This is a genomic window from Acidovorax sp. FG27, assembly GCF_040365715.1.
Lineage (GTDB): Bacteria > Pseudomonadota > Gammaproteobacteria > Burkholderiales > Burkholderiaceae_C > Paracidovorax.
In genome coordinates this window covers 1,430,450-1,457,104 of the sequence record NZ_BAABVY010000009.1, presented here as the reverse complement: position 1 = coordinate 1,457,104, position 26,655 = coordinate 1,430,450, and the positions used below count along the sequence as shown (strand labels likewise).

22 protein-coding genes are annotated in these 26,655 nt (G+C 70.6%); 6 read left to right on the top strand and 16 right to left on the bottom strand.

Translation table 11 applies throughout. The features are described from left to right. Positions 1–27: 27 nt before the first annotated feature. From otsA to ABWV53_RS13520, 4 genes are all read right to left on the bottom strand, one after another. Positions 28–1,485, bottom strand: a complete 1,458-nt coding sequence (otsA, locus tag ABWV53_RS13535) for an alpha,alpha-trehalose-phosphate synthase (UDP-forming) (RefSeq protein ID WP_353366610.1) — start codon at positions 1,483–1,485, stop codon at positions 28–30. Further along, complete coding sequence (locus ABWV53_RS13530; RefSeq protein ID WP_353366724.1) at positions 1,482–3,293, bottom strand: glycoside hydrolase family 15 protein; 1,812 nt, start codon at positions 3,291–3,293, stop codon at positions 1,482–1,484. Before ABWV53_RS13530 ends, otsA begins: the two co-directional genes overlap by 4 nt. Before the next feature lie 137 nt (positions 3,294–3,430). Next, positions 3,431–4,168 carry a trehalose-phosphatase gene (otsB, locus tag ABWV53_RS13525; protein WP_353366609.1) on the bottom strand — a complete coding sequence of 246 codons (738 nt, stop codon included), beginning with the start codon at positions 4,166–4,168 and terminating at the stop codon, positions 3,431–3,433. Between the two features lie 81 nt (positions 4,169–4,249). After that, positions 4,250–5,494 (bottom strand): multifunctional CCA addition/repair protein, encoded by a 1,245-nt coding sequence (locus ABWV53_RS13520; protein WP_353366608.1) that lies wholly within the window; start codon positions 5,492–5,494, stop codon positions 4,250–4,252. A gap of 76 nt (positions 5,495–5,570) precedes the next feature. Here ABWV53_RS13520 and ABWV53_RS13515 point away from each other — a divergent pair, with 76 nt between their 5' ends. Beyond that, positions 5,571–6,023, top strand: a complete 453-nt coding sequence (locus ABWV53_RS13515) for a hypothetical protein (RefSeq protein ID WP_353366607.1) — start codon at positions 5,571–5,573, stop codon at positions 6,021–6,023. A 50-nt stretch (positions 6,024–6,073) separates the two neighbouring features. Here the strand turns inward: ABWV53_RS13515 and ABWV53_RS13510 are convergent, their stop codons facing one another. The 3 genes from ABWV53_RS13510 to ABWV53_RS13500 all read right to left on the bottom strand — a co-directional run bounded on the left by ABWV53_RS13510 (position 6,074) and on the right by ABWV53_RS13500 (position 7,929). Then, complete coding sequence (locus ABWV53_RS13510; protein ID WP_353366606.1) at positions 6,074–6,397, bottom strand: NIPSNAP family protein; 324 nt, start codon at positions 6,395–6,397, stop codon at positions 6,074–6,076. A gap of 4 nt (positions 6,398–6,401) precedes the next feature. Beyond that, positions 6,402–7,094: a glutathione S-transferase N-terminal domain-containing protein gene (locus ABWV53_RS13505; protein ID WP_353366605.1), complete on the bottom strand. Its 693-nt coding sequence runs from the start codon at positions 7,092–7,094 to the stop codon at positions 6,402–6,404. 262 nt (positions 7,095–7,356) lie between these two features. Next, entirely contained in the window at positions 7,357–7,929 is a 573-nt protein-coding gene (locus tag ABWV53_RS13500; protein WP_353366604.1) for a 5-formyltetrahydrofolate cyclo-ligase, read from the bottom strand. 14 nt (positions 7,930–7,943) lie between these two features. Here ABWV53_RS13500 and ABWV53_RS13495 point away from each other — a divergent pair, with 14 nt between their 5' ends. After that, complete coding sequence (locus ABWV53_RS13495; RefSeq protein WP_353366603.1) at positions 7,944–9,926, top strand: lytic transglycosylase domain-containing protein; 1,983 nt, start codon at positions 7,944–7,946, stop codon at positions 9,924–9,926. Between the two features lie 91 nt (positions 9,927–10,017). Here the strand turns inward: ABWV53_RS13495 and ABWV53_RS13490 are convergent, their stop codons facing one another. The 8 genes from ABWV53_RS13490 to ABWV53_RS13455 all read right to left on the bottom strand — a co-directional run bounded on the left by ABWV53_RS13490 (position 10,018) and on the right by ABWV53_RS13455 (position 19,904). Continuing rightward, complete coding sequence (locus ABWV53_RS13490; RefSeq protein WP_353366602.1) at positions 10,018–10,698, bottom strand: Fe2+-dependent dioxygenase; 681 nt, start codon at positions 10,696–10,698, stop codon at positions 10,018–10,020. A gap of 75 nt (positions 10,699–10,773) precedes the next feature. Continuing rightward, positions 10,774–13,131, bottom strand: coding sequence for a catecholate siderophore receptor Fiu (locus ABWV53_RS13485; protein ID WP_353366601.1), 2,358 nt, complete (start codon positions 13,129–13,131; stop codon positions 10,774–10,776). Between the two features lie 361 nt (positions 13,132–13,492). Beyond that, positions 13,493–14,080 carry a cytochrome b/b6 domain-containing protein gene (locus ABWV53_RS13480; RefSeq protein ID WP_353366600.1) on the bottom strand — a complete coding sequence of 196 codons (588 nt, stop codon included), beginning with the start codon at positions 14,078–14,080 and terminating at the stop codon, positions 13,493–13,495. Further along, positions 14,067–14,348 carry a PepSY domain-containing protein gene (locus tag ABWV53_RS13475; protein ID WP_353366599.1) on the bottom strand — a complete coding sequence of 94 codons (282 nt, stop codon included), beginning with the start codon at positions 14,346–14,348 and terminating at the stop codon, positions 14,067–14,069. The genes ABWV53_RS13480 and ABWV53_RS13475 overlap by 14 nt, the downstream gene beginning before the upstream one ends. Before the next feature lie 50 nt (positions 14,349–14,398). Continuing rightward, positions 14,399–15,082, bottom strand: coding sequence for a Fe2+-dependent dioxygenase (locus ABWV53_RS13470; RefSeq protein ID WP_353366598.1), 684 nt, complete (start codon positions 15,080–15,082; stop codon positions 14,399–14,401). Then, the gene (locus tag ABWV53_RS13465) at positions 15,076–16,281 is read right to left on the bottom strand and encodes an alpha-hydroxy acid oxidase (RefSeq protein WP_353366597.1); all 1,206 of its coding nucleotides are present in this window, start codon (positions 16,279–16,281) and stop codon (positions 15,076–15,078) included. Before ABWV53_RS13465 ends, ABWV53_RS13470 begins: the two co-directional genes overlap by 7 nt. A gap of 70 nt (positions 16,282–16,351) precedes the next feature. Beyond that, positions 16,352–18,733, bottom strand: coding sequence for a TonB-dependent receptor (locus ABWV53_RS13460; protein WP_353366596.1), 2,382 nt, complete (start codon positions 18,731–18,733; stop codon positions 16,352–16,354). A gap of 211 nt (positions 18,734–18,944) precedes the next feature. Continuing rightward, a complete protein-coding gene (locus ABWV53_RS13455) occupies positions 18,945–19,904 on the bottom strand; it encodes an MBL fold metallo-hydrolase (RefSeq protein WP_353366595.1) in 960 nt (319 codons plus the stop codon). A gap of 113 nt (positions 19,905–20,017) precedes the next feature. Here ABWV53_RS13455 and ABWV53_RS13450 point away from each other — a divergent pair, with 113 nt between their 5' ends. Continuing rightward, positions 20,018–21,235: a class I SAM-dependent rRNA methyltransferase gene (locus ABWV53_RS13450; RefSeq protein ID WP_353366594.1), complete on the top strand. Its 1,218-nt coding sequence runs from the start codon at positions 20,018–20,020 to the stop codon at positions 21,233–21,235. On the opposite strand, the gene ABWV53_RS13445 is transcribed toward ABWV53_RS13450, so the two are convergent. Next, the gene (locus ABWV53_RS13445; RefSeq protein WP_353366593.1) at positions 21,204–22,571 is read right to left on the bottom strand and encodes a sensor domain-containing diguanylate cyclase; all 1,368 of its coding nucleotides are present in this window, start codon (positions 22,569–22,571) and stop codon (positions 21,204–21,206) included. The genes ABWV53_RS13450 and ABWV53_RS13445 overlap by 32 nt on opposite strands. A gap of 237 nt (positions 22,572–22,808) precedes the next feature. Here ABWV53_RS13445 and ABWV53_RS13440 point away from each other — a divergent pair, with 237 nt between their 5' ends. From ABWV53_RS13440 to ABWV53_RS13430, 3 genes are all read left to right on the top strand, one after another. Then, a complete protein-coding gene (locus ABWV53_RS13440) occupies positions 22,809–23,885 on the top strand; it encodes a CobW family GTP-binding protein (RefSeq protein ID WP_353366592.1) in 1,077 nt (358 codons plus the stop codon). Positions 23,886–24,087: 202 nt separating this feature from the next. Continuing rightward, a complete protein-coding gene (dksA, locus tag ABWV53_RS13435; RefSeq protein WP_502903898.1) occupies positions 24,088–24,738 on the top strand; it encodes an RNA polymerase-binding protein DksA in 651 nt (216 codons plus the stop codon). A 75-nt stretch (positions 24,739–24,813) separates the two neighbouring features. Beyond that, complete coding sequence (locus tag ABWV53_RS13430) at positions 24,814–26,622, top strand: STAS domain-containing protein (RefSeq protein WP_353366591.1); 1,809 nt, start codon at positions 24,814–24,816, stop codon at positions 26,620–26,622. Positions 26,623–26,655: the final 33 nt, after the last annotated feature.

The following is a 26,655-nucleotide window of genomic DNA, read 5'->3' as shown; positions in this document are numbered from 1 at the left end:
CAGCCGCCGATGGGCCGGCTTCGAGGCTCAGCCGCCCACCGTGGCGGCGACGGTGCCCCCGCCGCCCGGGCGGCGCCCGCCGGCGGCCAGATGGCTGCGGTCGTCGTCCTCGCCGGCCTCGGCGAGCGCGGCCAGGTAGGTCTTGCGCCACCAGTGCACGTCGTGCTCGCGGATGCGCTCCATCAGCCGCTGGTGCCGGCGCTGGCGCTCGGGCAGCGGCATCTGCAGCGCGGCCTGGATGCTGTCGGCCATGCCCTGGGTGTCATAGGGGTTGACCAGCAGCGCTTCCTTCAGCTGCTCGGCTGCGCCCGCAAAGCGCGACAGCACCAGCACGCCCGGGTCTTGCGGGTCCTGCGCGGCCACGTACTCCTTGGCGACGAGGTTCATGCCGTCGCGCAGCGGCGTGACCAGGCCCACGGCGGCGGCGCGGCACAGGCCCGGCACGCGCTTGCGCGCCACCGTGCGGTGGATGTAGCGCAGCGGCATCCAGTCCAGGTCGCCGAAGTCGCCGTTGATCGCGCCGCACAGGCCCTCCAGCTCGGTGCGCAGGTCGGCATAGGCGTTCACGCTGTCGCGCGAGGGCGAGGCGATCATGATCATGGTCGCGCTGTGCTGGTTCTCGGGGTAGCGCGACAGCAGTTCGCGGAAGGCCCGCACCCGCTGCGGGATGCCCTTGGAGTAGTCGAGCCGGTCCACGCCCAGCAGCAGGCGCCGGCGGGAATATTCTTCACGCATGGCGGTGAAGGTGTCCATCGCCTCGGGGGCCTGCGTCAGGTGCGTGAATTCGTCCACGTCGATGCCGATGGGGAATGCCGCCACCTGCACCGTGGCGCCGAAGGCGCGCAGGCGCTGGGCACCCACTGACTGCGCGTCGGCTTCCTTGTCGAGGTAGCGGGTGAAGTGCGCGACGTCGGCCTCGCTCTGCAGGCCCACCAAGTCGTAGGCGAAGAAGGAGCGCATCAGCCATTCGTGCTGCGGAATGGCCGCCATGATGAGCGGCGGCGGCACGGGAATGTGCAGGAAGAACCCGATCTTCTGGCGGCAGCCCAGGGCGCGCAACTCGGCCGCGAGCGGAATCAGGTGGTAGTCGTGCACCCAGATGGTGTCGTCTTCCTTCAGGAGCGGCAGCAGCTTGCGCGCGAACATCTGGTTCACCCGCCGGTAGCCGGCGATGTAGCCCGCGTTGAAGTCGGCCAGGTCGAGCCGGTAGTGGAAGACGGGCCACAGCACGCTGTTGCTGTAGCCGTAGTAGTAGCTGTCGTGGTCCTCGCGGCACAGGTCCACCGTAGCGAGCGTCACGTTGCCGGCCTGGCGCGTGTGCAGCGTGCCCTCGCCGGGCAGGCCGTCCTCGGTGACGGTGCCGCTCCAGCCGAACCAGAGGCCACCGGTCTGGTTGAGCGTTTCGCCCAGCGCCACGGCCAGGCCGCCGGCGGCCGGCTTGCGGGGGTCGGCCAGGCGGTTGGAGATGACGACGAGGCGGCTCATATGACGGTGTCCCAGGGGGCGGAAAGGCGCATGGCGGCGTTGATGATGCCCACCATCGAATAGGTCTGCGGGAAGTTGCCCCACATCTCGCCGGTCTCGGCATGCGTGTCTTCCGACAGCAGGCCCAGCGGGTTGCGAGCGGCCAGCATGGCTTCGAAGATCTCGCGCGCCTGGCTGCGGCGGCCGATGCGGGCGAGGGCGTCGATGCGCCAGAAGGTGCAGATGTTGAAGGCCGTGTCGGGTTTGCCGAAGTCGTCGGCCGCTTCGTAGCGGCGCATGTAGGGGCCGTCGCAGAGCGACGCTTCCATCGCGTCCACCGTGCTCACGAAGCGCGGGTCGCGCGGGTCGATCAGGCCGACCTCGGCCATCAGCAGCACGCTGGCGTCCAGCTCGTGGCCGCCGAAGCTCTCGGCGAAGGCCTGGCGCTTGTCGCTCCAGGACCGGGTGAGGATCTCCTCGCGCATGCGGCTGGCGTGCGCCTTCCAGTGATCGGCGCGGTCCTCCAGCCCCAGCTTGGCGGCTATTTTTGCCAGCCGGTCGCAGGCGGCCCAGCTCATCAGCGCGGACGAGGTGTGCACCCGGGCGCGGGTGCGCAGCTCCCACATGCCGGCGTCGGGCGTGCCGTAGACGCGCACGGCCAGCTCGCCGATCTGCTCCATGCGGGTGAATTCGGCCTCGCCGGCCGGATGCAGCAGGCGCTTGTCGTGGAAGGCCTGCGCCGCGCCCAGGATGATGTTGCCGTACACATCGTGCTGGAAGTGTTCGGCCGCCTGGTTGCCCACGCGCACCGGGCCCATGCCGCGGTAGCCCTTGAGGTGGGGCACGAAGAATTCGGGCAGTTCGCGCTCCAGGCCGATGCCGTAGAGCGGCTGGATGTGCCCTTCGCTGGCCTCGGCCACCACGCTGCTCAGCCAGCGCAGGTAGTCTTCCATCGTGGCCGTTTCCGACAGGCTGTTGAGCGCGCGCACCACGAAGAAGGCATCGCGCAGCCAGCAGAAGCGGTAGTCCCAGTTGCGGCCGCTGTGGGCCGACTCGGGAATGCTGGTGGTCATGGCCGCGACGATGGCGCCCGTGTCCTCGTAGAGCGACAGCTTGAGCGTGATGGCCGCGCGGATCACCGCCTCCTGCCACTCCAGCGGCAGCGCGAGCCGCTGCGTCCACTGCCGCCAGTAGGCCACCGTGTCCTGCTCGTACGAGCGCGCCGTGTCGGCGATGCCGGCGGGCAGGGCCTCGTCCGCGCCCAGCAGGAAGTTGTATTCCCGGGACAGCACGAAGGGCTGGCCCGACAGCACGTGCGACACCGGCGCATCGGTGTTGAGCCGCAGCGTCAGCGCCCCGCCGACGAAGCGCACGTGGTTGCTGCCGCGCGTGATCTCGGGCTGCTCGCTGCCCCAGCCGTAGCGCACGTTGGCGGTCACGCGGATGCGGGGCGATCCCTTGAGCGGGCGCACGCGCCGCACCAGCAGCATGGGCCGGAAGAACCGCGAACGGGCATAAAAGCGCGGCGCGAAGTCGGTGATCTCGATGCTGTTGCCGGCCTGGTCGGTGAGCTGCGTGCGCAGCACGGCCGTGTTCGGCTCATACCACTGGCGGCTCTCGACCTGGTTCTCCAGCTCGATGGCGAAGCGGCTGCCTTCCTCGCCCGGCTGGATCAGCGCGTTGAAGACCGGGTCGCCGTCGAAGCGCGGCATGCACGACCAGACGATCTGCCCGCGCGCGTCCACCAGCGCGCTGATCGAGCAGTTGCCGATCATGCCGAGCTTGAGAGAGCCCTCGATGGGCGGCGCGAACGTGGCCGGCCGCGCCATGGGCTGGATGGGCAGGCCGCGCATGGCGTCGGCCAGCGGCAGCGCCGGCTCGCCCAGCGAGCGGGCGTCCGCCGTCGCCGGCGGCTGCGATGCGGGGGCATCGGTGGAGGGCGCGGAGTGGTCGGGGGGCGTGGTCGTCATGCGGGAAGTCCCTGGGGAGAAGCCATCTGGAAAATCCATTCGCGCAGCTCGGTGGTGTCCGTGCAGCGGGCCTGGGCCTGCGTGTCGCCCGGCCCGACCTTGATGCCGATGCCGCCCAGCGCCCGCACCGCGGCAAAGCCGTGTTCATCGGTCACGTCGTCGCCGGCGAAGACGGGAATGCGGCCGGCAAAAGGCGCGTGGCGCATGAAGTCGGCGATGGCGCGGCCCTTGTCGGGGCCGGCGGGCTTGATCTCCAACACGCACTTGCCCTGCAGCACCTCCAGGCCCGGCGCCTGGGCGAGCGCGTGGTCGACGGCGGCGCGGCAGCGCGCTTCCAGCTCGGGCGCCTGGCGGTAGTGCAGCGCCACGCCGGCGCTCTTGCGTTCCAGCACCAGCGCGGGGTGGCGGTCCAGCATGGGCTGCAGCACGGCCAGCACGGGCGCCAGGTCAGGCGCGGGCACGCCGCCTTCCACGCCGCCGGCCAAGCGGTATTGGGCGCCGTGTTCGGAGGCCAGCGGCAGCTGCAGCGGGTTCAAAAAATGATCGATGTCGGCGCGAGTGCGCCCGGTGGCGATGGCGAGGGCCCCGCCCAGGTAGCCGGAGAGGGTGCGCAATGCGGGCACCACGCCGGGGTGGACCTGCACCGCGTCGGGGTGCGAGGCGATATCGGCCAGCGTGCCGTCGAAGTCGAGAAAGAGCGCATGTCGCGCCGTCAGCAACGGGGGCTTTTGCATCGGCGAGACCTTAGCAAAATGCTTGCCTCGGCCATGTAGGCCGGCGGCTACTGTCCGGCGGCAGCGCGGACCGGACCGGCGCTACCCCGCCGCCGCCAGATGCGCCTGCAGCGCGGCGGTGCGTGCGCGGCGGATGGCCTCGCCCACCTGCGGGCCGGTCATGCCGGCCTGGGCGGCCTGCGCGGCGATGGGGGCGGTGGGCACGGCCCGGGCCGCAGCCAGGGCTGCGGCCAGCCGGGCGCGCTGCGGATAGGGCGCGTCATCGAAGCCCAGCCGGCCGCGCGCATCGCATTCGCAGGCCAGCAGCACGTCGGCGAAGCGTTCGGGCTTGCGCAGCGCATCGCAGCGCTCCAGCAGGCGCAGCAGGGCGGCGGCGTTCAGCTCGCCGCTGCGGTGGATGTTGCCGTGCTCGCGGGCCACCACGTCGGCCGTCTCGCGGCAGTCCACGGGCACGCGCAGGCGCTCGGCCACGCCCTGCAGCAGCCGGGCGCTGCGCATTTCGTGGCCGATGTGGCGCGGCAGCACGTCTGCTGGTGTGGTGCCCTTGCCCAGGTCGTGCGTAAGGCAGGCGAAGCGCACGGCCAGCGGCGCCTCGAGGCGCGCTGCCATGTCCAGCACCATCATCAGGTGGATGCCGGTGTCCACCTCGGGGTGGTATTCGACGCGCTGGGGCACGCCCCAGAGGCGGGCGACCTCGGGCAGCAGCACGGCGAGCGCGCCGCAATCCTTCAGCACCTCGAACATGCGGGAAGGCCGCGCCTCCATCAGGCCGCGCGCCAGCTCCTGCCAGACGCGCTCGGGCACCAGGTGGTCGGCCTCGCCGTCCTCCACCATCTCGCGCATCAGCTGCATGGTTTCGGGCGCGACGGTGAAGTCGGTGAACCGGGCGGCGAAGCGCGCCACGCGCAGGATGCGCACCGGGTCTTCGCGGAACGCGCCGGTCACGTGGCGCAGCACGCGGGCGTCGAGGTCCCTTACGCCGTTATAAGGGTCAAAAAGGCCTGCAGCGCTTGATCCGTCTGGGCTGGCAGCTATCGAATTGATAGTAATGTCCCGGCGGGAGAGATCTTCTTCCAGCGTCACGTCCGGCGCGGCGTGCACGGTGAAGCCCCGGTAGCCGTGGCCGCTCTTGCGCTCGGTGCGGGCGAGCGCGTATTCCTCGCGGGTCTCCGGGTGCAGGAAGACGGGGAAGTCGCGCCCGACGGGCAGGAAGCCGCGTGCTTCCATCTCGGCCGGCGTGGCGCCGACGACGACCCAGTCGCGGTCATGTACGGGGCGGCCCAGCAGCCTGTCGCGCACCGCGCCGCCCACCAAATAGATCTGCATGCGGGCAGTGTAGCCAGGGCTTTGCCTATAGTTGGAAGATCTATCGCCCAGCGCGACCCTTGCGCCTTCCATCGCCATGACCCTGCCTCCGCTCACCATCGCCCAGCTGAATCCCGACGGCAGCCTGCCCATTCCTGCGCCGGCGGCCCCGGCGGTGGACGCCGCTGCCGAGGCGGCGCAGGCGCAGCTGCGGCTGGAGGAACTGCAGGAAGAGCTCGACGCCCTGCAGGCCGTGCTGGACAAGCCGCTCAGCGCCATCCTGGCCGAGCAGGCCCAGGCGCAGGAGGCCGCCACCGCCTGGGACGCCTTCGGCGCCATGTGGATGCTGTCGCAGCGCGCCATGCGCCGCGTGGCGATGGACCTGGCCGCCGCCCAGGGCGTGAGCGAGCAGGAGGTGGTGCAGCGCGCCATGGCCCATGCGCGCAGCGTGCTGAACGTGGAGGACGAAGACCTGGGCGGCAGCGTGGCCCCGGCACAGCTGGCGCACATCGCGCGGCACAAGGCGTTTTTGCGCAAGCAGTTCCGGTGAGCGGTTGCCGGGCCCCGCTTGTTCGCACCGAGCGCGTCGACAGGCCCGGCTCAGCCCGGCCCCACGCCCTCAAACACCGGCCTAAAGAAGCTGCGCTCGTAGCTCACGATGCAGCCCGTCTCCTCGGCATAGCGGAAGGCCGCCTGGCAGTCCGCGTCGTCCATCGACCGCTGGCGGTACACCTCGTAGGCGGCCAGGCTCTCGAAGGTGAAGAGGGCCAGCGCGATGTTGTTGGCGCCTTCGCTCGGCATGAAGTAGCCGTGGTGCCTGCCGCCGAATTTCTCGACCAGCGGAATCCAGAGCCGGCCGTAGTGCTCGAACTCGCGCAGCTTCGCCGTGTTCAGCACGTAGCGCAGGTAGATAGTGACGGCCATGGCGTCAGCCCCGCCCGCCGCGCAGGCGATAGGGTTCCTCGAAGTCGAGGAAGTCGTTCTCGGCCAGCGCGCCCTGCACCCAGTCCTGCACGCCGGGCAGGGCCGTCACCCGGTCCACATAGGCCTGGATGTGCGGCGGCAGCGGCAGCGCGTAGGTGACGAGGCGGGTGCACACCGGGGCGAAGAACGCATCGGCGACCGTGAAGCCGCCGAAGAGCATCGGCCCGCCGTGCGCATCCAGCAGCTGCGTCCACAGGCTGACCAGCCGGGCGACGTCGGCACGCACGGCGGCGTTGTCGCGCCAGAGCAGCGCGCCGGTTTCGGGCAGGCGCGCCTCGATGTTCATCGGGCAGGCGCCGCGCAGGCCGGTGAAGCCGCTGTGCATCTCGGCGCAGGCGCTGCGGGCCACGGCACGCGCGCGGGCGTCCGCTGGCCAGAGGGCGCGTTCGGGAAAGCGCTCGGCCAGGTATTCGGCGATGGCCAGCGTGTCCCACACCACCAGGTCTCCATCGACCAGCGCCGGCACCTTGGCCGTGGGCGACACCGCGGCGATGCGCTGCTTGAACGCGGAATCGGCCGCGAAGCTGTCGAAGCGCACCAGCACTTCCTCGAAGTCGATGCCGGCTTGGCGCATCAGCACCCAGGGGCGCATGGACCAGGAGGAGTAGTTCTTGTTGCCGATGTAGAGCTGGAGCATGGCGGGCTTTTCAGGAAGAGTGACGAGCCCAGTCTAGCCACGCCGTGCCTCGCCAGTGATGCATTGCGCAGCCCCGTTTGATGCCTGGGGCGCATCATCCCGATCGGCCCCTGGGCTAGTCCGTCGAACGGCCGCGGAGCAGGCCAAGCCAGTGCAACCGCGGAACTGGCTCTGCCAGGCCGCCGGTTGCGTCCCCCTTCCCGCCTCGCGCAGCGAGGCGAGAGAAGGGGGAAGCGGCGCAAGCCGCTCAGGGGGATCGCCTCTACACAGGCCAGACCACGCCGTTGTCGTTCAGGATCGCATCCAGCGGCAGATCGTGCGCTTCCGGCTCGAAGTCTTCCAGGAAGCCGTTGGTGAAGCCCAGGCCCACGGTGGTCGGGCTGGGCTGCAGCGTGGCCAGGGTGCGGTCGTAGAAGCCGCCGCCATAGCCCAGGCGGTAGCCGCCGGCGCCATAGCCCACGCAGGGCACGAACAGCAGGGTCGGCACGATGACCTCGGTGTCCTTGGGCTTCGGGATGCCGTAGGCGTCTTCCTCCATCTCGCAGCCGGGGTACCAGACGTGGAAGGTAAGCGTCTTGTGCTCCTTGTTCACCACGGGCAGGCCGATGCGCCGGCGCAGGGGCTGGTCCAGCAGCTCGCCGTCTTCCTTCCAGCGGTGCAGGGCGGGCAGGGGGTCGAACTCGCCCTTGATGGGCCAATAGGCGCCGATGACCGTGTCGGGCCGGTCCACCAGCCAGATGCGCATCACGCGCTGCAGCAGGTCGGCGCGCCGCAGGCGGTCGGGCAAATTCAGACGCTCTTCAATCAGTGCGCGGCGCAGGGCTGCTTTGTCCATCACATAATTCCCGAATGCAATTGCTCAAGATTCTGACACCGCTGTGCGCCGGCGCCGTGATGATGGCCTTGGCCACCCCCGTTCTGGCCCAGAACCGGGGCGACGAAGCCGTGCTGGAGATGCAGAAAGCCTTCCGCAAGGGCGACCGCCAGTCGCTCACCGGCCTGCTGCCCTACACCCGCGGCAACCCCCTGGAACCCTGGGCCGCCTACTGGGAGCTGAAGGCCCGGCTGTCCGAAGCCCAGCCGGCCGAGGTCGCCGCCTTCCTGCAGCGCTACGCCGGCAGCTACCAGGAAGACCGCCTGCGCAACGACTGGCTGCTGCTGCTGGGCCAGCGGCGCGACTGGGCGCAGTTCGCCGACATGCACCCGGCCTACCGCATGTCCGACGACCGCGAGGTGCGCTGCTACGCCATCGCCATCGACCAGATCAAGGGCAACGCGCCGGCCAGCGCCGCCGACGAGGTGCTGCGCCTCTGGTATGCCCAGCGCGAGGCCGACGACGGCTGCACGCATGCCGCGTCCGAAATGTTCTCGGCCCGCAGGATCAAGCCGGTGGAGGTGTGGCGCAAGGCCCGCCTGGGAGCCGACGCCAACCGCTCGCGCGCGGTGCGCGACGCGGTCGAGATCGTCGCGCCCGAGGCCCTGCCACAGCTGCGCGAGGTGCTCGACAGCCCGATGAAATACCTGACGGGCCGCGCCAGCGCCGCCACCAAGGTCAGCCACGAACTGGTGGTGCTGGCGCTGATCAAGCTCGCGCGCAGCGACGTGGGCCAGGCCGCCCGCCTGCTCGACAGCAAGTGGGGCGTGCAGCTCTCGCCCGAGGAGCGCAACTGGGTCTGGGGCGTGATCGGCCGGCAGGCGGCCAGCTCGCTGTCGGACGACGCGCTGGGCTACTACGCCAACGCCAACCGCGACAGCGACCTGACCGACGACATGCTCGGCTGGAAGGTGCGCGCCGCCCTGCGCGCCGGCCAGTGGAAGGTGGCCGGCCGCGCCATCGACGCCATGAGCCCCGAGGCGCGCAGCGAACCCACCTGGACCTACTGGAAGGCGCGCACCATGCTCGCCCAGCGGCCGGGCGACGACGACCGCGCCGAGATCAAAAAGCTGCTGGAACGCATCGCCGGCCCGAGCGGCTTCTACGAGCAGCTGGCGCTTGAAGAGCTGGGCCAGCGCGTGACCGTGCCGCCCGCGCCGCAGCCGCTCACGCCCGAGGAAAAGGCCGCCGCCCGCGCCAACCCGAGCCTGGCGCGCGGGCTCTACGCCATCGCCCTGGGCTTGCGCAGCGAAGGCGTGCGCGAATGGAACTACGGCACCAACCTGCACACGCCCGGCGGCCTGCCCGAGCGCGAACTGCTGGCCGCCGCCGACCTGGCCTGCAGCCAGCAGGTGTGGGACCGCTGCATCAACACCAGCGAGCGCACCAAGGCCTCGTTCGACGCCAACCAGCGCTTTCCCATGCCGTTCCGCGACACGGTGGTGGCGCGGGCGCAGGGCATCGGGCTGGACCCGGCCTACGTCTACGGGCTCATCCGCCAGGAAAGCCGCTTCATCATGGACGCCCGCTCCGGCGTCGGCGCCTCGGGCCTGATGCAGGTCATGCCCGCCACCGCCCGCTGGACGGCGCGCAAGATCGGCATGACCGGCTTCACGCCCGACCAGATCAACGATCGCGACACCAACATCGCCATCGGCACGGCCTACCTGAAGCTGGCGCTGGACGACTTCGACGGCTCCATGGCGCTGGCCGCCGCCGCCTACAACGCCGGCCCGGGCCGGCCGCGCAGCTGGCGCAACGGCCCGGTGATCGACGCCGCCATCTGGGCCGAGAACGTGCCCTTCGCCGAGACGCGCGACTACGTGAAGAAGGTGCTGTCCAACACCACCATGTATTCGGCCATGCTCACCGGCCAGCCGCAGTCGCTCAAGGGGCGGCTGGGCACGGTGGGGCCCCGCGACATGGCCAGGCCGGAGCCGAACAAGGATCTGCCTTGATGCGATTTGCTATTAAATAAATTGCATAAGGCCCAGGTGGATCAAGCGCTGGAGCCTGATTTGGCTTGAAAACCGGGCCGGCTGTGGCAACTCACACGTCGGCCCACATCCGCAGCAGGTTGTGATAGTGGCCGGTCAGGGCGACGGTCTGGTCCGTTTCGCCGAGCCGTGCGCGCAGCTGCTGGATGGTCTGGTCCAGTTCCAGCAGCATGCCGCGCTGCGCGTCGCTGCGCACCATGCTCTGCGTCCAGAAGAACGAGCACACCCGCTCGCCCCGCGTCACCGGCTCCACGCGGTGCAGGCTGCTGGAGGGGTAGACGATCAGGTCGCCCGCCGGCAGCTTGACCTCGTGCGTGCCGTACGTGTCCACCACCACCAGCTCGCCGCCGTCGTAGTCCTCGGGGTCGCACAGGAACAGCGTGCTCGACACGTCGGTGCGCAGCCACGGCGCCGCCCCCGGCACGCGTCGTACCGCGCCATCGACATGCAGGCCGTAGGTCTCGCCCGCCGTGTAGCGGTTGAAGAGCGGCGGCATGTGGCGGGCAGGCAGCGCGGCGCTGAAGAACTGCGCGTTGGCCGCCAGCGCCTGCAGGATCACGCGGCCCTGCTCCAGCGCCACCGGGTCGTCTTCGGGCAGCTGGCGGTTGTGCTTGACCAGCGCGCCCTGCGCGCCCACGGTGGCGCGGCCGTCCACCCAGCCGGCGGCGTCGATGGCGGCGCGCATCTGGCGCACCTGCTCGCGGGTGAGGACGTTGGGGATGTGCAGCATCATGGGAAAAAGCCTTGCGGTCGAAGAAGCGCAAAAAGCCCGCACCGGGAAGGCGCGGGCCGTGGGCGGCGCCGGCGGTCAGAACTTCACGTTTGCCGTCAGCAGCGCCGAGCGCGGCGCGCCGAGCAGGTAGCGGTTGCCGGCGTTGTTCACCCGCGCCAGGTAGAACTTGTCGGCCAGATTGAACACGTTGAGCTGCAGCGACACGTTGCGGTTGACCTCGTAGCCCAGCATGGCGTCGAACACCGTGTAGCTCGGCACCTGGGGGAAGAACGAGGTCGCGGTGATGGCCGCGTTGCTGGTCGAGCGCATCTGCGTGTCCACGTAGCGCACGCCGCCGCCCACCGTGAGGCCCATCGGCAGCCTGTAGGTGGTCCAGAGCGTGGCCGTGAGCTTGGGCGAATAGCGGATCACGGCCAGGTTCTGCGTACTGGGGCCTTCGACGATCTTGGTGTCGATGCGCGCCACCCCGCCGATCACCTGCCAGGCGGGAGTGATCTGCCCGGCGGCGGACAGCTCCAGGCCCTGCACGCGCGTCTTGCCGAACTGGAGGGTTTCGTTGGTCGTGGCATCGACCACCACTTGTTCGTTGCGGTTTTCGGTGCGGAAGGCGGCGGCCGTCAGCGTCAACTGGCGGTTCAGCACCTCCCACTTGGTGCCCAGCTCGGCCGTGCGGGCCTTCTGCGGGTCGCGGTTCGGGTGGTTGATGTTGGCGTCCACAGTGGAGAGCGCGAAGTCGCTGCCCGGCGGCTTGGCCGATGTGGCGTAGGCCGCGTAGATGCTGCCGTTGTCCGCCGGCTTGTAGACCAGCCCCAGCTTGCCGGTGAAGAGGTTGCCCGAGCCGTCGGTGTCGACCGGCGCCGTGGTGGTGCCGGTGGCGGCCACGCTGTGGAAGTCGGTGCGGTAGTGCTCGTAGCGCAGGCCGCCGTTCAGCTGCCACTGGCGGTTGAGTTCCACCGTGTCGAAGGCGTAGAGCGCCGCGGTGGAGACCTTGCCCTCGGTGCGCGCGCCGGAGTCCACGACCGGCACGAAGGCGCGGTTCGGGTCGGGGTTGTAGAGGTTGACGAACGACTGGTAGGAGGCGGTGCCGTTCGACACCACCCGCACGCCATTGCTGGCGTCGATGGCGGCGGCGCGCGCACGGGTCACCTGTTCCTCGCGGCCCAGCTCCAGGCCGGCCGTCACGTTGTGCTTGAGGCCGCCCACGTCCAGGTCGGCGGTCAGGTTGGTCTGGTTGGCCAGCACGGTGTTGCGCTGGTGCTTGCCCTGGGGAAGCACCCGCATCGACCAGGTGGCGGGGTCGTTCAGGTTGGGGGTGACGAGGCTGCTGGAGAACGGCGCGGTCAGCACCAGGTCCTGCGTGGAGCGGCCCCAGCGCGTCAGGTTGCGCAGGGTGACGCCGGGGGCCAGGTCGCGCTCGAATCTGGCGGTCAGCTGGTCGGCCTTGACGTCGTCGTGGTCCGACAGCCAGCCGTAGTAGTTGCTGGTGTCGGCCCTCGGTCCGGTGCCGCCGCGCGCCGCCAGCTGCGCCAGGTAGTAGCCGGCCAGGCCGGTGGTGGGCAGGCCGCCGTCGGGGCGGTTGCTCTGGTCCATGTGCAGGTACTGCAGCGTAGTGCGCGTGTCGGTGCCCAGGCCGAAGGCGACCGAGGGCGCGAAGCCCCAACGCTGGTTGCGTACGTAGTCGCGGCCCGGGGTGCCGCTGTTTTGCGCCATCAGGTTCAGGCGCACGGCCGAGGTCTCGCCCAGGGCGCGGTTGATGTCGGCCGTGACGCGCTTCTGGTCGTCGGTGCCCACGCTCAGGCTGGCGCTGGAGACGTCGCCCCGCACCGGCTGCTTGCTGCTGAGGTTGATGTAGCCGGTGGGCGCGCCCCGGCCGATGTCGGCGCCCGCCGGGCCCTTGATGACTTCCACCTGCTCGATGTTGAACATGTCGCGGGCGATGCTGCCCACGTCGCGCACGCCGTCCACGAAGATGCTGCCCTGCGTGTCGTAGCCGCGCAGGAAGACGGCGTCGCCGGTGGCGGTGTTGCCGTTCTCGCCCAGCTGGAAGGTGATGCCGGGGGTGTTGCGCAGCGCGTCGGTCAGCGTGGTGGCGGCCTGGTCCTGCAGCACCTCCTTGCGGATGACGGTGATGGTCTGGGGTGTGTCCACCAGCGGCTGGGTGTACTTGGGCGACGACGGCGCGCCCGGCTGGTAGCCCGTGTCGCGGGCGGATTCGACCTTCACCTCCTTGAGCGTGGCGCCGGTCGCGGCCGGCGCGGCCGCCGTGGGGGTGGTGGCCTGGGCGCCGCCGCCTGCGGTCTGCGCCTGGGCGGGAAGCCCCAGCGCCAGCAGCGCGGCGGCCGAGGTGGCCGTCGCCAGGGTGGTGAGGGACGCCTGCCGCGTCGTCGTCGTCAGGTGTTTGCGGCTCTTGATGTAGGTGGTGTTGTGTGCCATGGAATGCCCCGGATGGAATCGCGCATTGGCTGGCTGGTCGGGGCGATCAAGGGCATGACGTGCGCCGCGAAACGGCGCCTCTCCGAAGGGCTGGCTGCTGTCGAGCAGGGCCGGCGGCTCTCTCCTTCCGCCCGGCCTGACTCGATTCGGCAATGATATTTATTCTCAATAACGAAGTCCAAGGCGGCGTGCTGGCCGGCCGCGGCGCTGTGGTGACGGCACCACAGGCTACTGTGCCGTCAGCACAGGGCATGCTATCGAATACATAGCAGAAGGCGCTTGCATATCAAGCGCCCCGGCCTGATTGGATGGGTCATCCGGCCCGCGCCGGGCCGTGCTGGCCGCCGGAGCCGGCCACGCGTCAGTGCTCGCCTGGCTCCGCGGGCGGCGCCTTGCGGCCGGTGAACATGGCGGCCACCAGGTTCTCGCGGTGCTGCCAGCTGGTGAAGGCCACGCCCGCCACGTGCAGTGCGACGAGCGCCACCAGCGTCCAGCCCAGCCCATTGTGCAGGTCGGCCAGCCAGCCATAGCCCCAGAACAGGTCGGTGGTGTACAGCCAGCCGGTCAGGCCCAGCGCGGCGGTGCAAGCCAGCAGGGCCAGCACCATCCAGCCGCCCAGCGGGTTGTGGCCCACGAAGCGCTGGGCGCGGCCCGCCAGCACGTCCCGCGCATAGCGCCAGGTGGCGGCCGGCGCACGCACGAAGCTCGCGAAGCGGGCGTGGCGGCTGCCGGCCCAGCCCCAGGCGGTGCGCGCCGCCACCAGCGCCGCCGCGGCGTAGCCGGCGATCTCGTGGACCTCATGCAGCACGCCCAGGTCGCTGCGCGTCAGCCAGGCCGTGGCCACGCTCGCAGCCAGCGCCCAGTGCATCAGCCGCACGGGCCGGTCCCACACGCGCACCCGGGGCTGCGCCGGGCGCGGCGGGACCGCCGCGGTGTTATCGCTCTTCAACGCGCTCGAAGGTCTTGGGGTCGAAGAAGGCCTCGATGCGCTTGCCCTGCGGGTCCTTGGCATAGACCTCGTAGCAGGTCGGCGTCTTCTCCATGCGGCGCACCACCCAGCCTTCCTTCTCCAGCTTCTGCTGCAGCTCGGTGTGGGGGCGCCATTCTGCCTTGGGGTGCTCGGGGCATTCGACCTTGCCGTGGGCGAAGGCGCTGCTGCAGGCGCCCAGCGCCAGCAGGGCGGCGGTGGCGAGGCGGGAGGTGGTGAGTTTCGTCATCGTGGATGTCGTGGTGGTGGTTGGAAGGGAAGGTCCGGGCCGGGCGGCGCTCACTGGCGCACCCAGCGGCGCAGCAGGTTGTGGTAGACGCCCGTCAGCTGCACCAGCCGCGCATCGTCCGCCGCCAGCAGCGGGGTGATGCGCTGGATCGACTGGTCCAGGTCGAACAGCAGGGCGCGGTCTGTGGGGTCGGCCACCAGGCTTTCGACCCAGAAGAAGGAAGCGATGCGCTCGCCCCGCGTGACCGGCGTGACGCGGTGCAGGCTGCTGGACGGGTACAGCACCAGGTCGCCGGCCGCGAGCTTGACGCTCTGCACGCCGAACGGCCCCTCGATCTCCAGCTCGCCGCCGTCGTATTCCTCGGGCGCGGAAAGAAACAGCGTGGCAGAGACGTCCGTGCGCATCTGCTGGTGCGTGCCGGGCACGGCCATGACCGCGCTGTCGACATGCGCGCCGTAGCTGCCGCCGCCGGCGTAGCGGTTGAACTTCGGCGGGTAGATGGTGCGCGGCAGCGCGGCCGAGACGAACAGCGGGTGGCCGGCCAGCCGCGCCAGGATCTGCCGGCCCAGCTCGGCCGCCAGCGGCAGCCCGTCGCTCAGCTGCTGGTTGCGCTTGACGCCCTGCGCCAGCGTGCCGGCGGTGGCGGCGCCGTCGGTCCACGGCGCGGCGTCCAGCGACCGGCGCAGCTGCCGCACCTCGGCGGGGGAGAGGAGTCGGTCGATGGAGATCAGCATGGCGGGGCGTTCGGGTCGTGGGCGGTGGTGTCGGCGGGGGGCCAGGGCTGGGCGGCGAGGCAGTGCGCGCCGATGTCGGCCAGGCTGGCGCAGCCCGCCTGCGCCATGCAGGCCTGCAGCTCCTCGACCAGCAGGGTCAGCATGTGCGCCACGCCCACGGCGCCGGCCACGGCCAGCGCGTACACCTGCAGGCGGCCGACCAGCACCGCGTCGGCGCCCAGCGCCAGCGCCTTGAAGGCGTCGTGGCCGGTGCGCACGCCGCCGTCGAACAGCACCGGGTAGCCCGGCCCCACGGCCGCGCGCACGGCCGGCAGCACCGCCAGGCTGGCGGGTGCGCCGTCCAGGCTGCGCCCACCATGGTTGGACACCACCACGCCGGCGACGCCTTCGGCGCGCAGCGCCACCGCATCGTCCGGGTGCATTACGCCCTTGACCCACACCGGCAGGCGCGTGTGCGCCTGCAGCCAGCGCAGGTCGTCCCAGGTCGGGGCGTGGCGCATGGCGCCCTGGAAGATCCGGCTCTCGCCCTCGGCCAGCGCAGTGGTGGCGCTGGCTGGGTAGCCGGCCAGGTTGCCCGCCAGGCCGTCGGCCGCCGGCAGGCGAAAGCCCGCGCGCAGCGCGCTGCGGCTGGCGAGTTGGATCGAAGCGTCCAGCGTGACGACGAGGGCGGTGTAGCCGGCCGCCTCTGCGCGCCGCACCAGGTCGAGCGTGGTCTCGCGCACGGGCTGGAAGTACAGCTGGAACCAGCGCGCCGGCCCGGCGGCCTGGGCGATGGCTTCGAGCGGCAGCGAAGACAGGGTGCTGGCGATGAAGCCGGCGCCGGTGGCGTGGGCGGCCCGCGCCGTGTCCGCCTCGCCGCGTGGGTGGGCCAGCCGCTGGAAGGCGACGGGCGCCAGCAGCAGCGGGTGCGGCAGGGCCTGGCCGCCCAGCGACAGCCGGGTGTGGCCGGCGCGCACGTCGCGCAGCAGGCGGGGCACCACGGCCCAGCGCCCGAACGCCGCCCGGTTGGCCGCGACGGTGGTGTCCCAGCCGCTGCCGCCGGCCACGTAGGCCCGGTGCGCGGGCGCCAGGTGGCGTGCGGCCAGGGTTTCGTAGTCGGCCGCGTTCCAGGCGCCCTCGGGCACCCGCTCCAGCGGCGCCAGAAGCGGGGCCAGGAGCGGCGCCGGAGGCGGGCTGGTCGGTGGCGGTGTGGGTGTCATCGGTGGAAGCGGGTCCGGCCCTGCCGTGCCATCGCAAGCGCGCACCGGCCGGGCCGGCACGCCAGCCGGGTCACAGATCGTAGTTCAGCGTCAGGCGCACGGCGCGTGCGTCACCCTTGTAGAGGAAAGCGCCCGAGCGGTACACGGCGGTGTAGTAGTCCTTGTCGGTCGCGTTCAGCACGTTCAAGCGAATGTCGAACTGCTTGTTCACGCGGTAGGACGCGAACAGGTCGTACACAGTGAACGAGGGCACCGGCTGCGAGCAGACGCCGTTCACGTTGCCGGCCGCCGTGTCGGGCTGGCCGCCGCAGCGGTTGCTCTCGTGGCGCGCGGCGGCGCCGATCGACAGGTCGCGCGTCAGCTGGTACTTGCCCTGCACCGACAGCGAGCGGTCGGCGAAGTTGCTCAGCGGCTGGCCCACGTTGGCGGGAGTGGACGAGCGCAGCACCTTGGACTTCATGAACGCGACGCCGGCCTGCACCTGGAAGTCGCGCGTGAGGTTGCCGGCCAGGCCGAATTCCACGCCGTGCACGCGGTTGCGGCCGCTGTTGAAGGTGCCGGTGGTGTCGTAGTTGGCGCCTTCCATCACGTCGCGCTTGGTGGTCTGGAAGACCGCCGCCGTCGCCAGCAGCTTGTCGTCCAGCAGGTTCCACTTGGTGCCGATCTCGAAGTTGCGCGAGGTCTCGGGCTTGGCGCCGGCGGCGTTGCCGTTGTAGAGCACCAGGCCGCCGTAGCCGCTGCTGGTGCCGGCATCCGGTTCGCCGCCGTTGATGTCCTGCGCGCTGCCGTAGCTGGCGTAGACCATGCCCATCGGGTTGATCTTGTAGCTCACGCCCAGGTGGCCGTTGAGCAGCGTGTCGTTGAAGCTGTAGTCGCCCGTCTGCGCGCCGCTGGTGGCGTTGCGGGTGAGCATGTCCAGCTGGTAGTAGTCGGCCCGCAGCCCGCCGAAGGCCGTCCAGCGGTCGGTCAGGTCCACCGTGTCCATGGCCGACAGCGCGAAGGTCTTGACCTGCCAGTCGCGGTTCCAGGCCGTGCGCGAATAGCTGCGGCCGGCCAGCGATCCCAGGTTGCTCACCGCGTTGCCGTTCGCGTCGGTGATGCACCAGGCGTTGTTGGCGGTGGCGTTGGCGGCGCCGCGGCAGTTGAAGGCGCCGCTGTTGGCGATGGCGTAGCTGCCGGACTTGACGCGGTGGTCGGTGTATTCGGCGCCGAAGATGAATTCGTTCTTCTTGCCGCCGATCAGCGTGTCCCAGCGCACGTTGCTCTGGTGGGCGAAGTACTTCACGTCCTGCCAGCCGGTGTGGCCGCCGTCGAGCGCGCCCGTGGTGAACAGCGGCTGGCCGTTGGCGAACGCGGTGCGGCTGGAGGCGCCGGTAGTGGCGTAGCCGTTGTCGGAGGTGCCGTAGCGCGTCAGGCTGGTCAGCTTCAGGTCGGGCGCGAAGCGGTAGGCGATGCGCGCGGTGACGGTGTCCACGTCGGATTGCACGAAGTCGTTGTCCTGCGCGTAGACCGGCACGCCGCGGGCGGGCACGCGGCTGGGCACGGTGCCCACCAGGTAGGCGCCCAGGTCGGGGCGCTTGTCCTTGGCGCGCAGGCCGTAGTAGTCGAGGGTGACCGACAGGTCGCGGTTCACTTCCCACAGGCCCGAGAGCGCCAGGCCGTTGCGCCGGCGCTCGGAAGGGCTGCGGTCGGGCACGTCCTCGCTGCCCACCAGGGCGTTGGCGCGCAGGGCGAACTGGTCGGTGAAGCCCTTGTTGACGTCCAGCGTCAGGCGGCGGTGGCTGTCGGTGCCCAGGCCCAGCGAGGCGCGGGTGAAGTCGTAGTCCAGCGTGGCCTGCTTGGTGATGGCGTTGATGGCGCCGCCCGCGGAGCCCCGGCCGGCGAAGCTGGAATTCGGGCCCTTGGTGATCTCCACCTGCTCGACGGCGAAGCTCTCGCGCGTGGTCATGCCCGGGTCGCGCAGGCCGTCCACGAACACGTCGCTGCGCGCTTCCTGTCCGCGGATGATGTAGCGGTCGCCGAAGGCATTGCCGTTCTCGCCGGTGCCCAGCGTGATGCCAGGCTGCGCCGCCAGGATCTGCTTGAGGTCGGTGAAGCCGGAATCGTCGATGGCGTTCTTGGTGACCACCGAGATGGTCTGCGGCGTTTCGGCCAGCGGCCGGGTGTGCCGCACGTCGGCGGAGGTCTTGGCCTTGTAGGGCGCGCCGACCTCGGCGTTCGGGTTCGGGTCGATGGCCTGCTCCTGCACCGTGACGGTGGGCAGGGCGACATCTGCGGCCGGGGCGCCCGTCTGGGCCAGGGCGGCCCAGGGCAGCAGCGCGGCGGTGGACAGGGAGGCGGCGACACCGCCGGGCAGGCGCAGGCTGCGCGGCTTCTTGAAGGAACTGGAGTGTTTCATGATGTTGTCGGACGTAACGCGGGCGGCCGGATTATTATTAAGAATCAAATGCATTTGCGATTCCGCTTGACACGCGCTCGGCGATTTCCGCGATTGCCTTGCAAAAATCGGGGGATTTGTCGCTAATGAGCAACAGCCGGATGCGCTTTCGAGCGGCACCGGTGCGCGCCGGCCTTGGCGGGCCCGGTGAGCGGCGGGGCGAGGGGCCCCGGGACAGCGCCGCGTGGGCCCGAGCGGGCTGAAGGCCGGCGGAAGGCGCGCGCCGTCAGGCGTTGTGCAGCCAGTCGCCCTCGCGCCGGGCGGCGCCGCTGGCCTGCAGCGCCTGCACCAGCGCATCGATCCAGTCGGCGAAGGGCACGGCGTCGAAATAGCGCCCGTGCAGCAGGCAAAAGTACGGTGTCGCGGCGGCCCAGCCGTGCACCTGGGCCACCGGGGCGCGCTGCCACTCCAGCAGCTTGTACTTGAGCAGCACCTTGGCGGCATAGAGCGCATGGCGGTCCGGAGCGCGCACGAAGCCGTCGAGCCGGCGGCGGGCGGTGGCGAGCGCCCGCGGCACGTCGGTGAACACTGGGCCGTGGCCCGGAATGGCGATGCGCGGCGCCAGCGCCTCGATGCGGTCCAGCGTGGCGGCGACCTCGGCGAAGGCCTGCTCGCCCTCCAGCTCGGGAAAGACCACGCCGAAGCCGTTCTCCCACAGCGCGTCGGCCGAGATCAGCACCGCATGCTCCGGCTCGAACAGCACGACGGAATGCGTGTCGTGCCCCGGTGCCACGTGCACCTGCCAGTCGCGCCCGCCCAGGCGCACGGCGCTGCCGGGCTGCAGCACGCCGTCCAGCCGGAAGGGCGGGCAGTCCTGCCCGGTGGGGGTGTAGCTCAGGGCGTCGGGGTTCCAGTCGCGCACGTGGGCCGCCTGGCCGGGTGGCACCAGGGTGCGCAGCGCCGGAAACGCTGCCTGCAGCGCCGCGTTGCCGCCGCAGTGGTCGCTGTGCAGGTGGGTGTTGGCCAGGGTGGCGAGCGGCAGCCCGCCCAGGCTGGCGGTGACCAGCGCGACGGTCTGCGCCGCATGGGTGCAGTAGCCGCTGTCCACCAGCGCGGCGTCGTCCGGGCCGGTGAGCAGGATGTTGTTGGCCGACAGCCAGCCGCGCTCCAGCACGGTGATGCCGGCGGGCAGCAGGGCGGCGGGGGCGGGCGTCGCGGGTGGCTCGATCGGCTCGGGTGGGGTCATGGCCCGACCAGCGTAGCGCGGCGGGCGGCGCCCCGCAGGAAGGGAAACCCGCAGCCGGCGGCCCCGCGCGCCCCGCCCGGCCGCCACCGGCCGAGCCGCGACAATACGGCCCCATGAAAACCATTCGTTTGCGACCCGGCAAGGAGCGTTCGCTCCTGCGCCGCCACCCCTGGATCTTCGAGTCGGCCATCGCCAAGGGCGGCGGCCACAGCGGCGAGACGGTGCGGGTCGAATCCGCCGAGGGCCAGTTCCTTGCCTGGGCCGCGTTCAGCCCGCAATCGCGCATCCGCGCCCGGGTCTGGAGCTTCGACGAGCGCCAGCGCATCGATGCTCCTTTTTTCATAGCTGCATGCGCCCGTTCCATCAGCGCCAGGGCCCGATTTGGCATTGAAAGCGACGGTGTGCGGCTGGTGCATGGCGAATCCGACGGGCTGCCCGGGCTGATCGTGGACCGCTATGGCGACGGGGACGATGCCGTGCTGGTGGCGCAATTCACCAGCGCCGGCACCGAGCGCTGGAAGGACGTGATCGCCGATGCGCTGCTGCAGGCCACCGGCGCGCGCCATCTCTATGAGCGATCCGACGCCAGCGTGCGCCAGCTGGAGGGGCTGGAGCCCGCCACCGGCTGGCTGCGCGGCGGCACCGATGCCGGCGGCGCGCCGGTGCCCGTGGAGCGCTCGCTGCGCGAGCACGGCTGGCGGCTCACCCTCAACATCGCCGAAGGCCACAAGACCGGCTTCTACCTGGACCAGCGCGACAGCCGGCAGCGCTTCTTCCACACCGTGCGGCGGCTGGGCTCGCAGCGCGTGCTGAACTGCTTTTGCTACACCGGGGGCTTCTCGGTGGCGGCGCTGGCGGGCGGGGCCGGGCACGTCACCTCGATCGACTCGTCCGGCCCGGCGCTGGAGCGGGCGCGCGCGCACGTCGCGCTCAACGGCTTCGACGCGTCCCGCGCCAGCTTCCTCGACGCCGACGTGAACGCCTCGCTGCGGCAGTTCCTTAAGGAAGGCCGCAGCTTCGACGCCATCGTGCTCGACCCGCCGAAGTTCGCCCCCACCGCCGCGCACGCCGACCGGGCCGCGCGCGCCTACAAGGACATCAACCGCCTGGCGCTGCAGCTGCTGGAGCCGGGCGGCGTGCTGTTCACCTTCTCGTGCTCGGGCGGCATCAGTGCGGACCTGTTCCACAAGATCGTCGCCTCGGCCGGCGCCGACGCGGGCGTGGACGGCTACATCCAGGAGCGCCTGGCCGGCGCGCCCGACCACCCGATGACGCTGGAATTCCCGGAGGGCGAATACCTCAAGGGGCTGTCGGTGATGCGCAAGGGCTGACCTGCCCGCCGGCCGGCGCCAGCTCGACCCGGCCCCGCCCGGCGCGCTTGGCGGCGTAGCAGGCGCGGTCGGCGTCCGCCAGCAGCGCCTCGGCCGGCTCGCTGCCGCCGCCGAAGAGCCGCACGCCGATGCTGGCGCCGACGCGAAAGCTCGCACCGCTTTCCAGCGCGAAGGGCCTGTCCTGCAGCGCGGCGATGATGTGCCCGGCCGCCCGCCGGGCGGGCGCCTCGGTGCAATGCGGCAGCACCACCACGAATTCGTCGCCCCCGAGCCGCACCAGCGTGTCGCCCTGCCGCAGGCAGCGCGTCAGGCGCGCGGCCACGCGGCGCAGCACCTGGTCGCCCGCGGCGTGGCCCGCCTGGTCGTTCACGGCCTTGAAGCCGTCCAGGTCGATGAACAGCAGCGCGTGCGGGCCCGGCTGGCCGCTCAGCTCGCCCAGCAGCGTGTGCAGGCTGCGGCGGTTGAGCAGTCCGGTGAGCAGGTCGCGCTGGGTTTCGCTGCGCAGCTGTTCGGCCAGCACGCGCAGCTGCTGTTCGCTGGCGCGCAGCTCGCTCTCGCTGCGCTTGATGCGGCTGATGTCGGCATGCAGCGCATAGCTCTGGCCGCCAGCGCTGCGGTTCATGGCGACCCGCAGCCAGCGGCGGCCGGGCAGCGGCAGCTCGAAGGGGGCGCCGGCGAAGAGGGCCGCATCGCGCAGCGCGGCCGCCACGTCCTCGTCGCGCTGCGCCCTTTCCTGCGCGTGCGGGGCGGCGGCCCAGAGCCGCTGCACGATCTGCGTGTAGGTGCTGCCTTGCAGCGCCGCCCGGGAGGGCAGGCCGTAGAGCGCCAGGAAGCGGTCGTTGGCCAGCAGGATGTGGCCCTCGGCATCCATGACCGTGGCGGCCTCGCCCATGTCCTCCAGCATCTGCTGGGTGCCTGAGGCCGGCAGCACGTTGGGGTGCACGGTCAGCGGCGCGGGCCGGGAGTCCGTGTCTTCCCCCTGCGCGCCCACCTGCAGCCACACCCGCACCTGGCCGCCCTGGGGGCGCGGCGCCACGGCCACCCGCAGCCAGCGGCCGTGGTGCGAGAAGACGAATGGCTGCGCCTGCGAGCGAAAGCGCTGCAGGCCATCGGCGATGAAGCGGTCGATGTAGGGCAGGTCTTCGGGCGCCAGCCGTTCAAGGTAGAAGCGCCGCAGGTTGTGCGAATAGGGCTCGCCCGCATGCACGTGGCCGTCATGCTCCGGAAAGAGGCGCAGGAACGATGCGTTCCACAGCACCGTGCGTTCCTGGGCGTCGAACGCGCACAGCGCGATGCCCAGGGAGTCCAGCAACTCGGCTGTCGATTGAAGATCCATGGCCGGGAAGGTTTGAAAGAGGAGGGCGATCGGATTCCGCGAAGCGATAGCGGACTATGAAACGAACTGCATAGGGCGAAGGTTTTTGGAAGCGGGGTTCCATCGCGCTTTTTGGGGCTTGACAGCTTCGCTAAACTTTGACAACCAGGCACTCGCCCATGCCGGGGGGCGCCGCGCCGTTTCCCCGGCCCAGTCTCTCCCCTACTTCTTTCTCTTTCCTTGAAAGCGCCGACGACCATGTCCCTCATTCCCGTCACCATCCTCACCGGCTTTCTCGGCTCCGGAAAGACCACGCTGCTCAAGCGCCTGCTGACCGAGGCGCACGGCCAGAAGATCGCCGTCATCGAGAACGAATTCGGCGAAGAGAACATCGACAACGACATCCTGGTGACCGAGTCGAAAGAGCAAATCGTGCAGATGAGCAATGGCTGCATCTGCTGCACCATCCGCGAGGACCTGCGCGAGACGCTGCAGCTGCTGGCCGCCAAGCGCCGCAAGAACCTGCTGGAGTTCGACCGCATCGTCATCGAGACCACCGGCGTGGCCGACCCCGGGCCGGTGGCGCAGACCTTCTTCATGGACGAGGAGATCGCCGAGACCTACCTGATCGATTCGATCATCACGCTGGTGGATGCCAAGCACGCGGCCCAGCAGCTGAACGACCGCCAGGAAGCGCGCCGCCAGGTGGGCTTCGCCGACCAGATCTTCCTGTCCAAGACCGACCTGGTCAGCGCCGAGGAGACCGATGCGCTGATCCATCGCCTCAAGCACATGAACCCGCGCGCGCCCATGAAGGCGGTGCATTTCGGCGAAGTGCCGATCTCCGAGGTGCTGGACCTGCGCGGCTTCAACCTGAACGCCAAGCTGGACATCGACCCCGAGTTCCTCAAGGAGGACGGCCACGGCCATGGGGGCCATGACCATGACCACCATGGCCACGACCATGCGCCCGGCGAGGCCTGCAACCACCCGTCGCATGCCCACGAACACGGCCACGGCCACCATCACCACCATGACGACGACGTCAAGAGCTTCGTCTTCCGCGCCGAACGGCCGTTCGACCCAGCCAAGCTGGAAGACTTCCTCGGCGCCATCGTCAACATCTACGGTCCGCGCATGCTGCGCTACAAGGGCGTGCTGTACATGAAGGGGACGGAGCGCAAGGTGATCTTCCAGGGGGTGCACCAGCTGATGGGCAGCGACCTGGGGCCGCAGTGGGCAGAGGGCGAGCAGCGGCTGAGCAAGATGGTGTTCATCGGCATCGAGCTGCCTCAGGACATCTTCCTGCAGGGCCTGGAGCAGTGCCTGGCCTGAAGCGCCGCGGGCCGGCAGGCCGGGGGCGGGCAGGGCGCTTTGCGTAGGAGAGCGCCGCGTTTTCCCCAAGGTGCGCCGCAGGGGGTTTCGCCCCAGGCCCAGGTCGATACAATCGCGCCCCGGTAAAACCCCGGAAAGCGCCTGCCGGGCCCGCCTTCCCGCGGGCCCGCAGCGAGTAGACGGACCAGCGGACACCTCCTGCATTCCCTTGCGACGCACGGCTGCCACGGCGGCCATGGGCGTCATTTCGGAATGCGTGAATCCGCCGGGCCGTTTTTTCCGATTGACCGTACCATCCTTGGAACCCACGGTGGCTTTCCTTTCCCGGATCGCCACAGCCAGCTCAATACCTACCATGCCTACCACCCTGCAAGCCCAATCCCCCGTGGCGGCCGCCAAGAAAGATCCCAAGCTGGCCAACAACTGGAAGACCAAGGCGGTCGAAGAGCTGACCGATGCCGAAGTCATGGCCATGCCTGACAGCGAGTACATGAACGACAAGCAGATGGCGTTCTTCCGCCGCAAGCTCGTTCAGCTCAAGCAGGACATCCACAACAGCGCCGGCGAAACCACCGAGCACCTGCGCGAAGACACCGTCGTCGTGCCCGATCCGGCCGACCGCGCCACCATCGAGGAAGAACACGCCCTCGAGCTGCGCACCCGCGACCGCGAGCGCAAGCTGCTCAAGAAGATCGAGCAGTCCATCGCCCGCATCGACGCCGGCGACTACGGCTACTGCGATGAGACCGGCGAGCCCATCGGCGTCGGTCGCCTGCTGGCGCGTCCCACCGCCACGCTGTCGCTGGAAGCCCAGCAGCGCCGCGAACTCAAGCAAAAGATGTTCGGCGACTGAAGCCTTGGGGGTTTTCCAGTCGTCGCGCTCGATCTGCTGCCACAATCGTTTGACACATTCAGCGCGCCCTACTGCATGACCAAGGAAGATCCTCCCGGCAGCCTGCTGTCCAAGATGGCGCGGTTCGTGCGCAACCCGACCGTCAACTGGGCCGAACTCGACTCCATCGACGAGGACCGCGAGAGCCAGTACAGCAAGCAGATGCTCAAGGAGATGATCGAGCGCAAGCGCCGCAACGACTTCGTGCGGCGTCGCGAATTCGATCAGCTGCGCAAGCTGCGCCAGCGCGAGGCCCTGCAGGGCCAGCGCATCGAAGACCCGACCGCCCGCCCGTCCTTCTTCCAGAGCAGCTTCTCGCCGCAGCCCGACGACCGAGCCGGCACGCTCAAGAAGATCGACGAGATCGAGGCGCAGATGTCCCAGCAGTGGTGGAAGGGCGGCGCGCCCGGCGCCCCCGCTGCGGCCGTGGCGGCCGGCTCGCCCCCCGGCGCGCCTGCGGGAGACCCCGACATGCCGCCGCCGGTGCGGCCCCCGCTGGCCCAGGAAGACCCCGCACGGCACGCCCACGCTTTCGCCGCGACCGAGCCCGCGGGCCTGGCCGACCGCCTCGGGCTGCAGCAGGGCGCGCCCGGTGCCCCTGCGGCGGGCGCGGAGCCACTGCTTCCCAACGACGACTCCTGGGGCGGCGCCAGTGGGGGCGCGCCGCTCGTGCCCCCTGCGCCGCAGGCCGCGCCGCCGCTGGCCGATGCGTCCGCGCAGGCCGCCGCTTGGCGCCCTGGCGAGCCTGAGGCGGCACCGGAGTTCGTGCACGACCCCGATCTGGAGGAGGCGGCCATCCGCTTCGCGAATGGCGATCACGCGGGTGCCGAGGCGGCCCTGCGCGAGGTGCTGGCGCTGCATGCCGGCTACGCGCCCGCCCAGCAGCTCGAGATCTGGATGACGCTCTTCGACCTGTACCGCGCCACGGGCGATCACGAAAGCTTCGACGCGCTCGCCATCGACTTCGCTGCGTCGTTCCACCGCTCCGCTCCGCTGTGGTTCTCGCTGCCGGAGCTGGTGGGGGCCGAGGCGTCAGCGCCCGCCGACGCGCCCGCCGCCCCGTCGGCGCGTGAATTCAAGTGGTCCGCCCCGCCCACCCTCGGGTTGCAGTCGGTGGCGGCGCTGCAGGCGTCCGTGCAGCGGGCGGCCGGGCCGTGCGTGCTGACCTGGTCGCGCCTGCAGGCCATCGAGCCGCCCGCCGTGGCGGCGCTGGCCGACCTGTTCGGGCAGTGGGCCGACCAGACCGTGCAGCTGGTCTTCCAGGGCGTGGGCAGCCTGCTGGGCGTGCTGCAGCAGCTCACGCCATCGGGCGACCGCGCCGCCGAACCCCAGGGGTGGCGACTGCACATGGCCGCTTTGCGGCTGATGAACCGGCCCGAGGAGTTCGAGCTGGTGGCGCTGGACTACTGCGTCACCTACGAGGTGTCGCCGCCCTCGTGGGCGCCGCCGCGCTGCAGCTACGGCGACGACGGCGAGGCCGCCGCCGGCGGGCTGGCGCTCGCCCCGGTGGACGATTATTCGCAGCCGGCGCCCGGCTTCGAGGTCTCCCGCCCTGCGCACATCGACGAGCCCATGCCCGAGCTGCGCGGCCGTGTGGAAGGCGATGCCGCCGCCCTGCTGGCGCCGCTCCTGGACATGGTGCCGGCCGGCGCCCCGCTGGTCGTGGTCTGCGACAAGCTGATCCGCGTCGACTTCGCGGCGGCCGGCTCGGTGCTGAACTGGACGGCCGACCTCGAGGCGCAGGGCCGCAGCGTGCACTTCGTGCGCGTTCCCCGCCTGGTGGCGGTGTTCTTCAACGTGATCGGCATCAACGAGCACGCCCGGATCGAGCCCCGCACCCACTGAGCGGGTGCGCGGCTGGCGGAGGCGGCCGCGGAC

What these genes read in the sequence shown, in the direction of transcription:
- ABWV53_RS13485 (WP_353366601.1), bottom strand. Translation starts at nt 13,131, where the DNA reads ATGGCACACAACACCACCTACATCAAGAGCCGCAAACACCTGACGACG.
- ABWV53_RS13500 (WP_353366604.1), bottom strand. Translation starts at nt 7,929, where the DNA reads ATGGACAAAGCAGCCCTGCGCCGCGCACTGATTGAAGAGCGTCTGAAT.
- otsA (WP_353366610.1), bottom strand. Translation starts at nt 1,485, where the DNA reads ATGAGCCGCCTCGTCGTCATCTCCAACCGCCTGGCCGACCCCCGCAAG.
- ABWV53_RS13440 (WP_353366592.1), top strand. Translation starts at nt 22,809, where the DNA reads ATGTCCCTCATTCCCGTCACCATCCTCACCGGCTTTCTCGGCTCCGGA.
- ABWV53_RS13495 (WP_353366603.1), top strand. Translation starts at nt 7,944, where the DNA reads ATGCAATTGCTCAAGATTCTGACACCGCTGTGCGCCGGCGCCGTGATG.
- ABWV53_RS13460 (WP_353366596.1), bottom strand. Translation starts at nt 18,733, where the DNA reads ATGCATTTGATTCTTAATAATAATCCGGCCGCCCGCGTTACGTCCGAC.
- ABWV53_RS13510 (WP_353366606.1), bottom strand. Translation starts at nt 6,397, where the DNA reads ATGGCCGTCACTATCTACCTGCGCTACGTGCTGAACACGGCGAAGCTG.
- otsB (WP_353366609.1), bottom strand. Translation starts at nt 4,168, where the DNA reads ATGCAAAAGCCCCCGTTGCTGACGGCGCGACATGCGCTCTTTCTCGAC.
- ABWV53_RS13445 (WP_353366593.1), bottom strand. Translation starts at nt 22,571, where the DNA reads ATGGATCTTCAATCGACAGCCGAGTTGCTGGACTCCCTGGGCATCGCG.
- ABWV53_RS13450 (WP_353366594.1), top strand. Translation starts at nt 20,018, where the DNA reads ATGAAAACCATTCGTTTGCGACCCGGCAAGGAGCGTTCGCTCCTGCGC.
- ABWV53_RS13470 (WP_353366598.1), bottom strand. Translation starts at nt 15,082, where the DNA reads ATGCTGATCTCCATCGACCGACTCCTCTCCCCCGCCGAGGTGCGGCAG.
- ABWV53_RS13430 (WP_353366591.1), top strand. Translation starts at nt 24,814, where the DNA reads ATGACCAAGGAAGATCCTCCCGGCAGCCTGCTGTCCAAGATGGCGCGG.
- ABWV53_RS13465 (WP_353366597.1), bottom strand. Translation starts at nt 16,281, where the DNA reads ATGACACCCACACCGCCACCGACCAGCCCGCCTCCGGCGCCGCTCCTG.
- ABWV53_RS13530 (WP_353366724.1), bottom strand. Translation starts at nt 3,293, where the DNA reads ATGGCGCGGCCGGCCACGTTCGCGCCGCCCATCGAGGGCTCTCTCAAG.
- ABWV53_RS13520 (WP_353366608.1), bottom strand. Translation starts at nt 5,494, where the DNA reads ATGCAGATCTATTTGGTGGGCGGCGCGGTGCGCGACAGGCTGCTGGGC.
- ABWV53_RS13515 (WP_353366607.1), top strand. Translation starts at nt 5,571, where the DNA reads ATGACCCTGCCTCCGCTCACCATCGCCCAGCTGAATCCCGACGGCAGC.
- ABWV53_RS13475 (WP_353366599.1), bottom strand. Translation starts at nt 14,348, where the DNA reads ATGACGAAACTCACCACCTCCCGCCTCGCCACCGCCGCCCTGCTGGCG.
- ABWV53_RS13455 (WP_353366595.1), bottom strand. Translation starts at nt 19,904, where the DNA reads ATGACCCCACCCGAGCCGATCGAGCCACCCGCGACGCCCGCCCCCGCC.
- ABWV53_RS13490 (WP_353366602.1), bottom strand. Translation starts at nt 10,698, where the DNA reads ATGATGCTGCACATCCCCAACGTCCTCACCCGCGAGCAGGTGCGCCAG.
- ABWV53_RS13505 (WP_353366605.1), bottom strand. Translation starts at nt 7,094, where the DNA reads ATGCTCCAGCTCTACATCGGCAACAAGAACTACTCCTCCTGGTCCATG.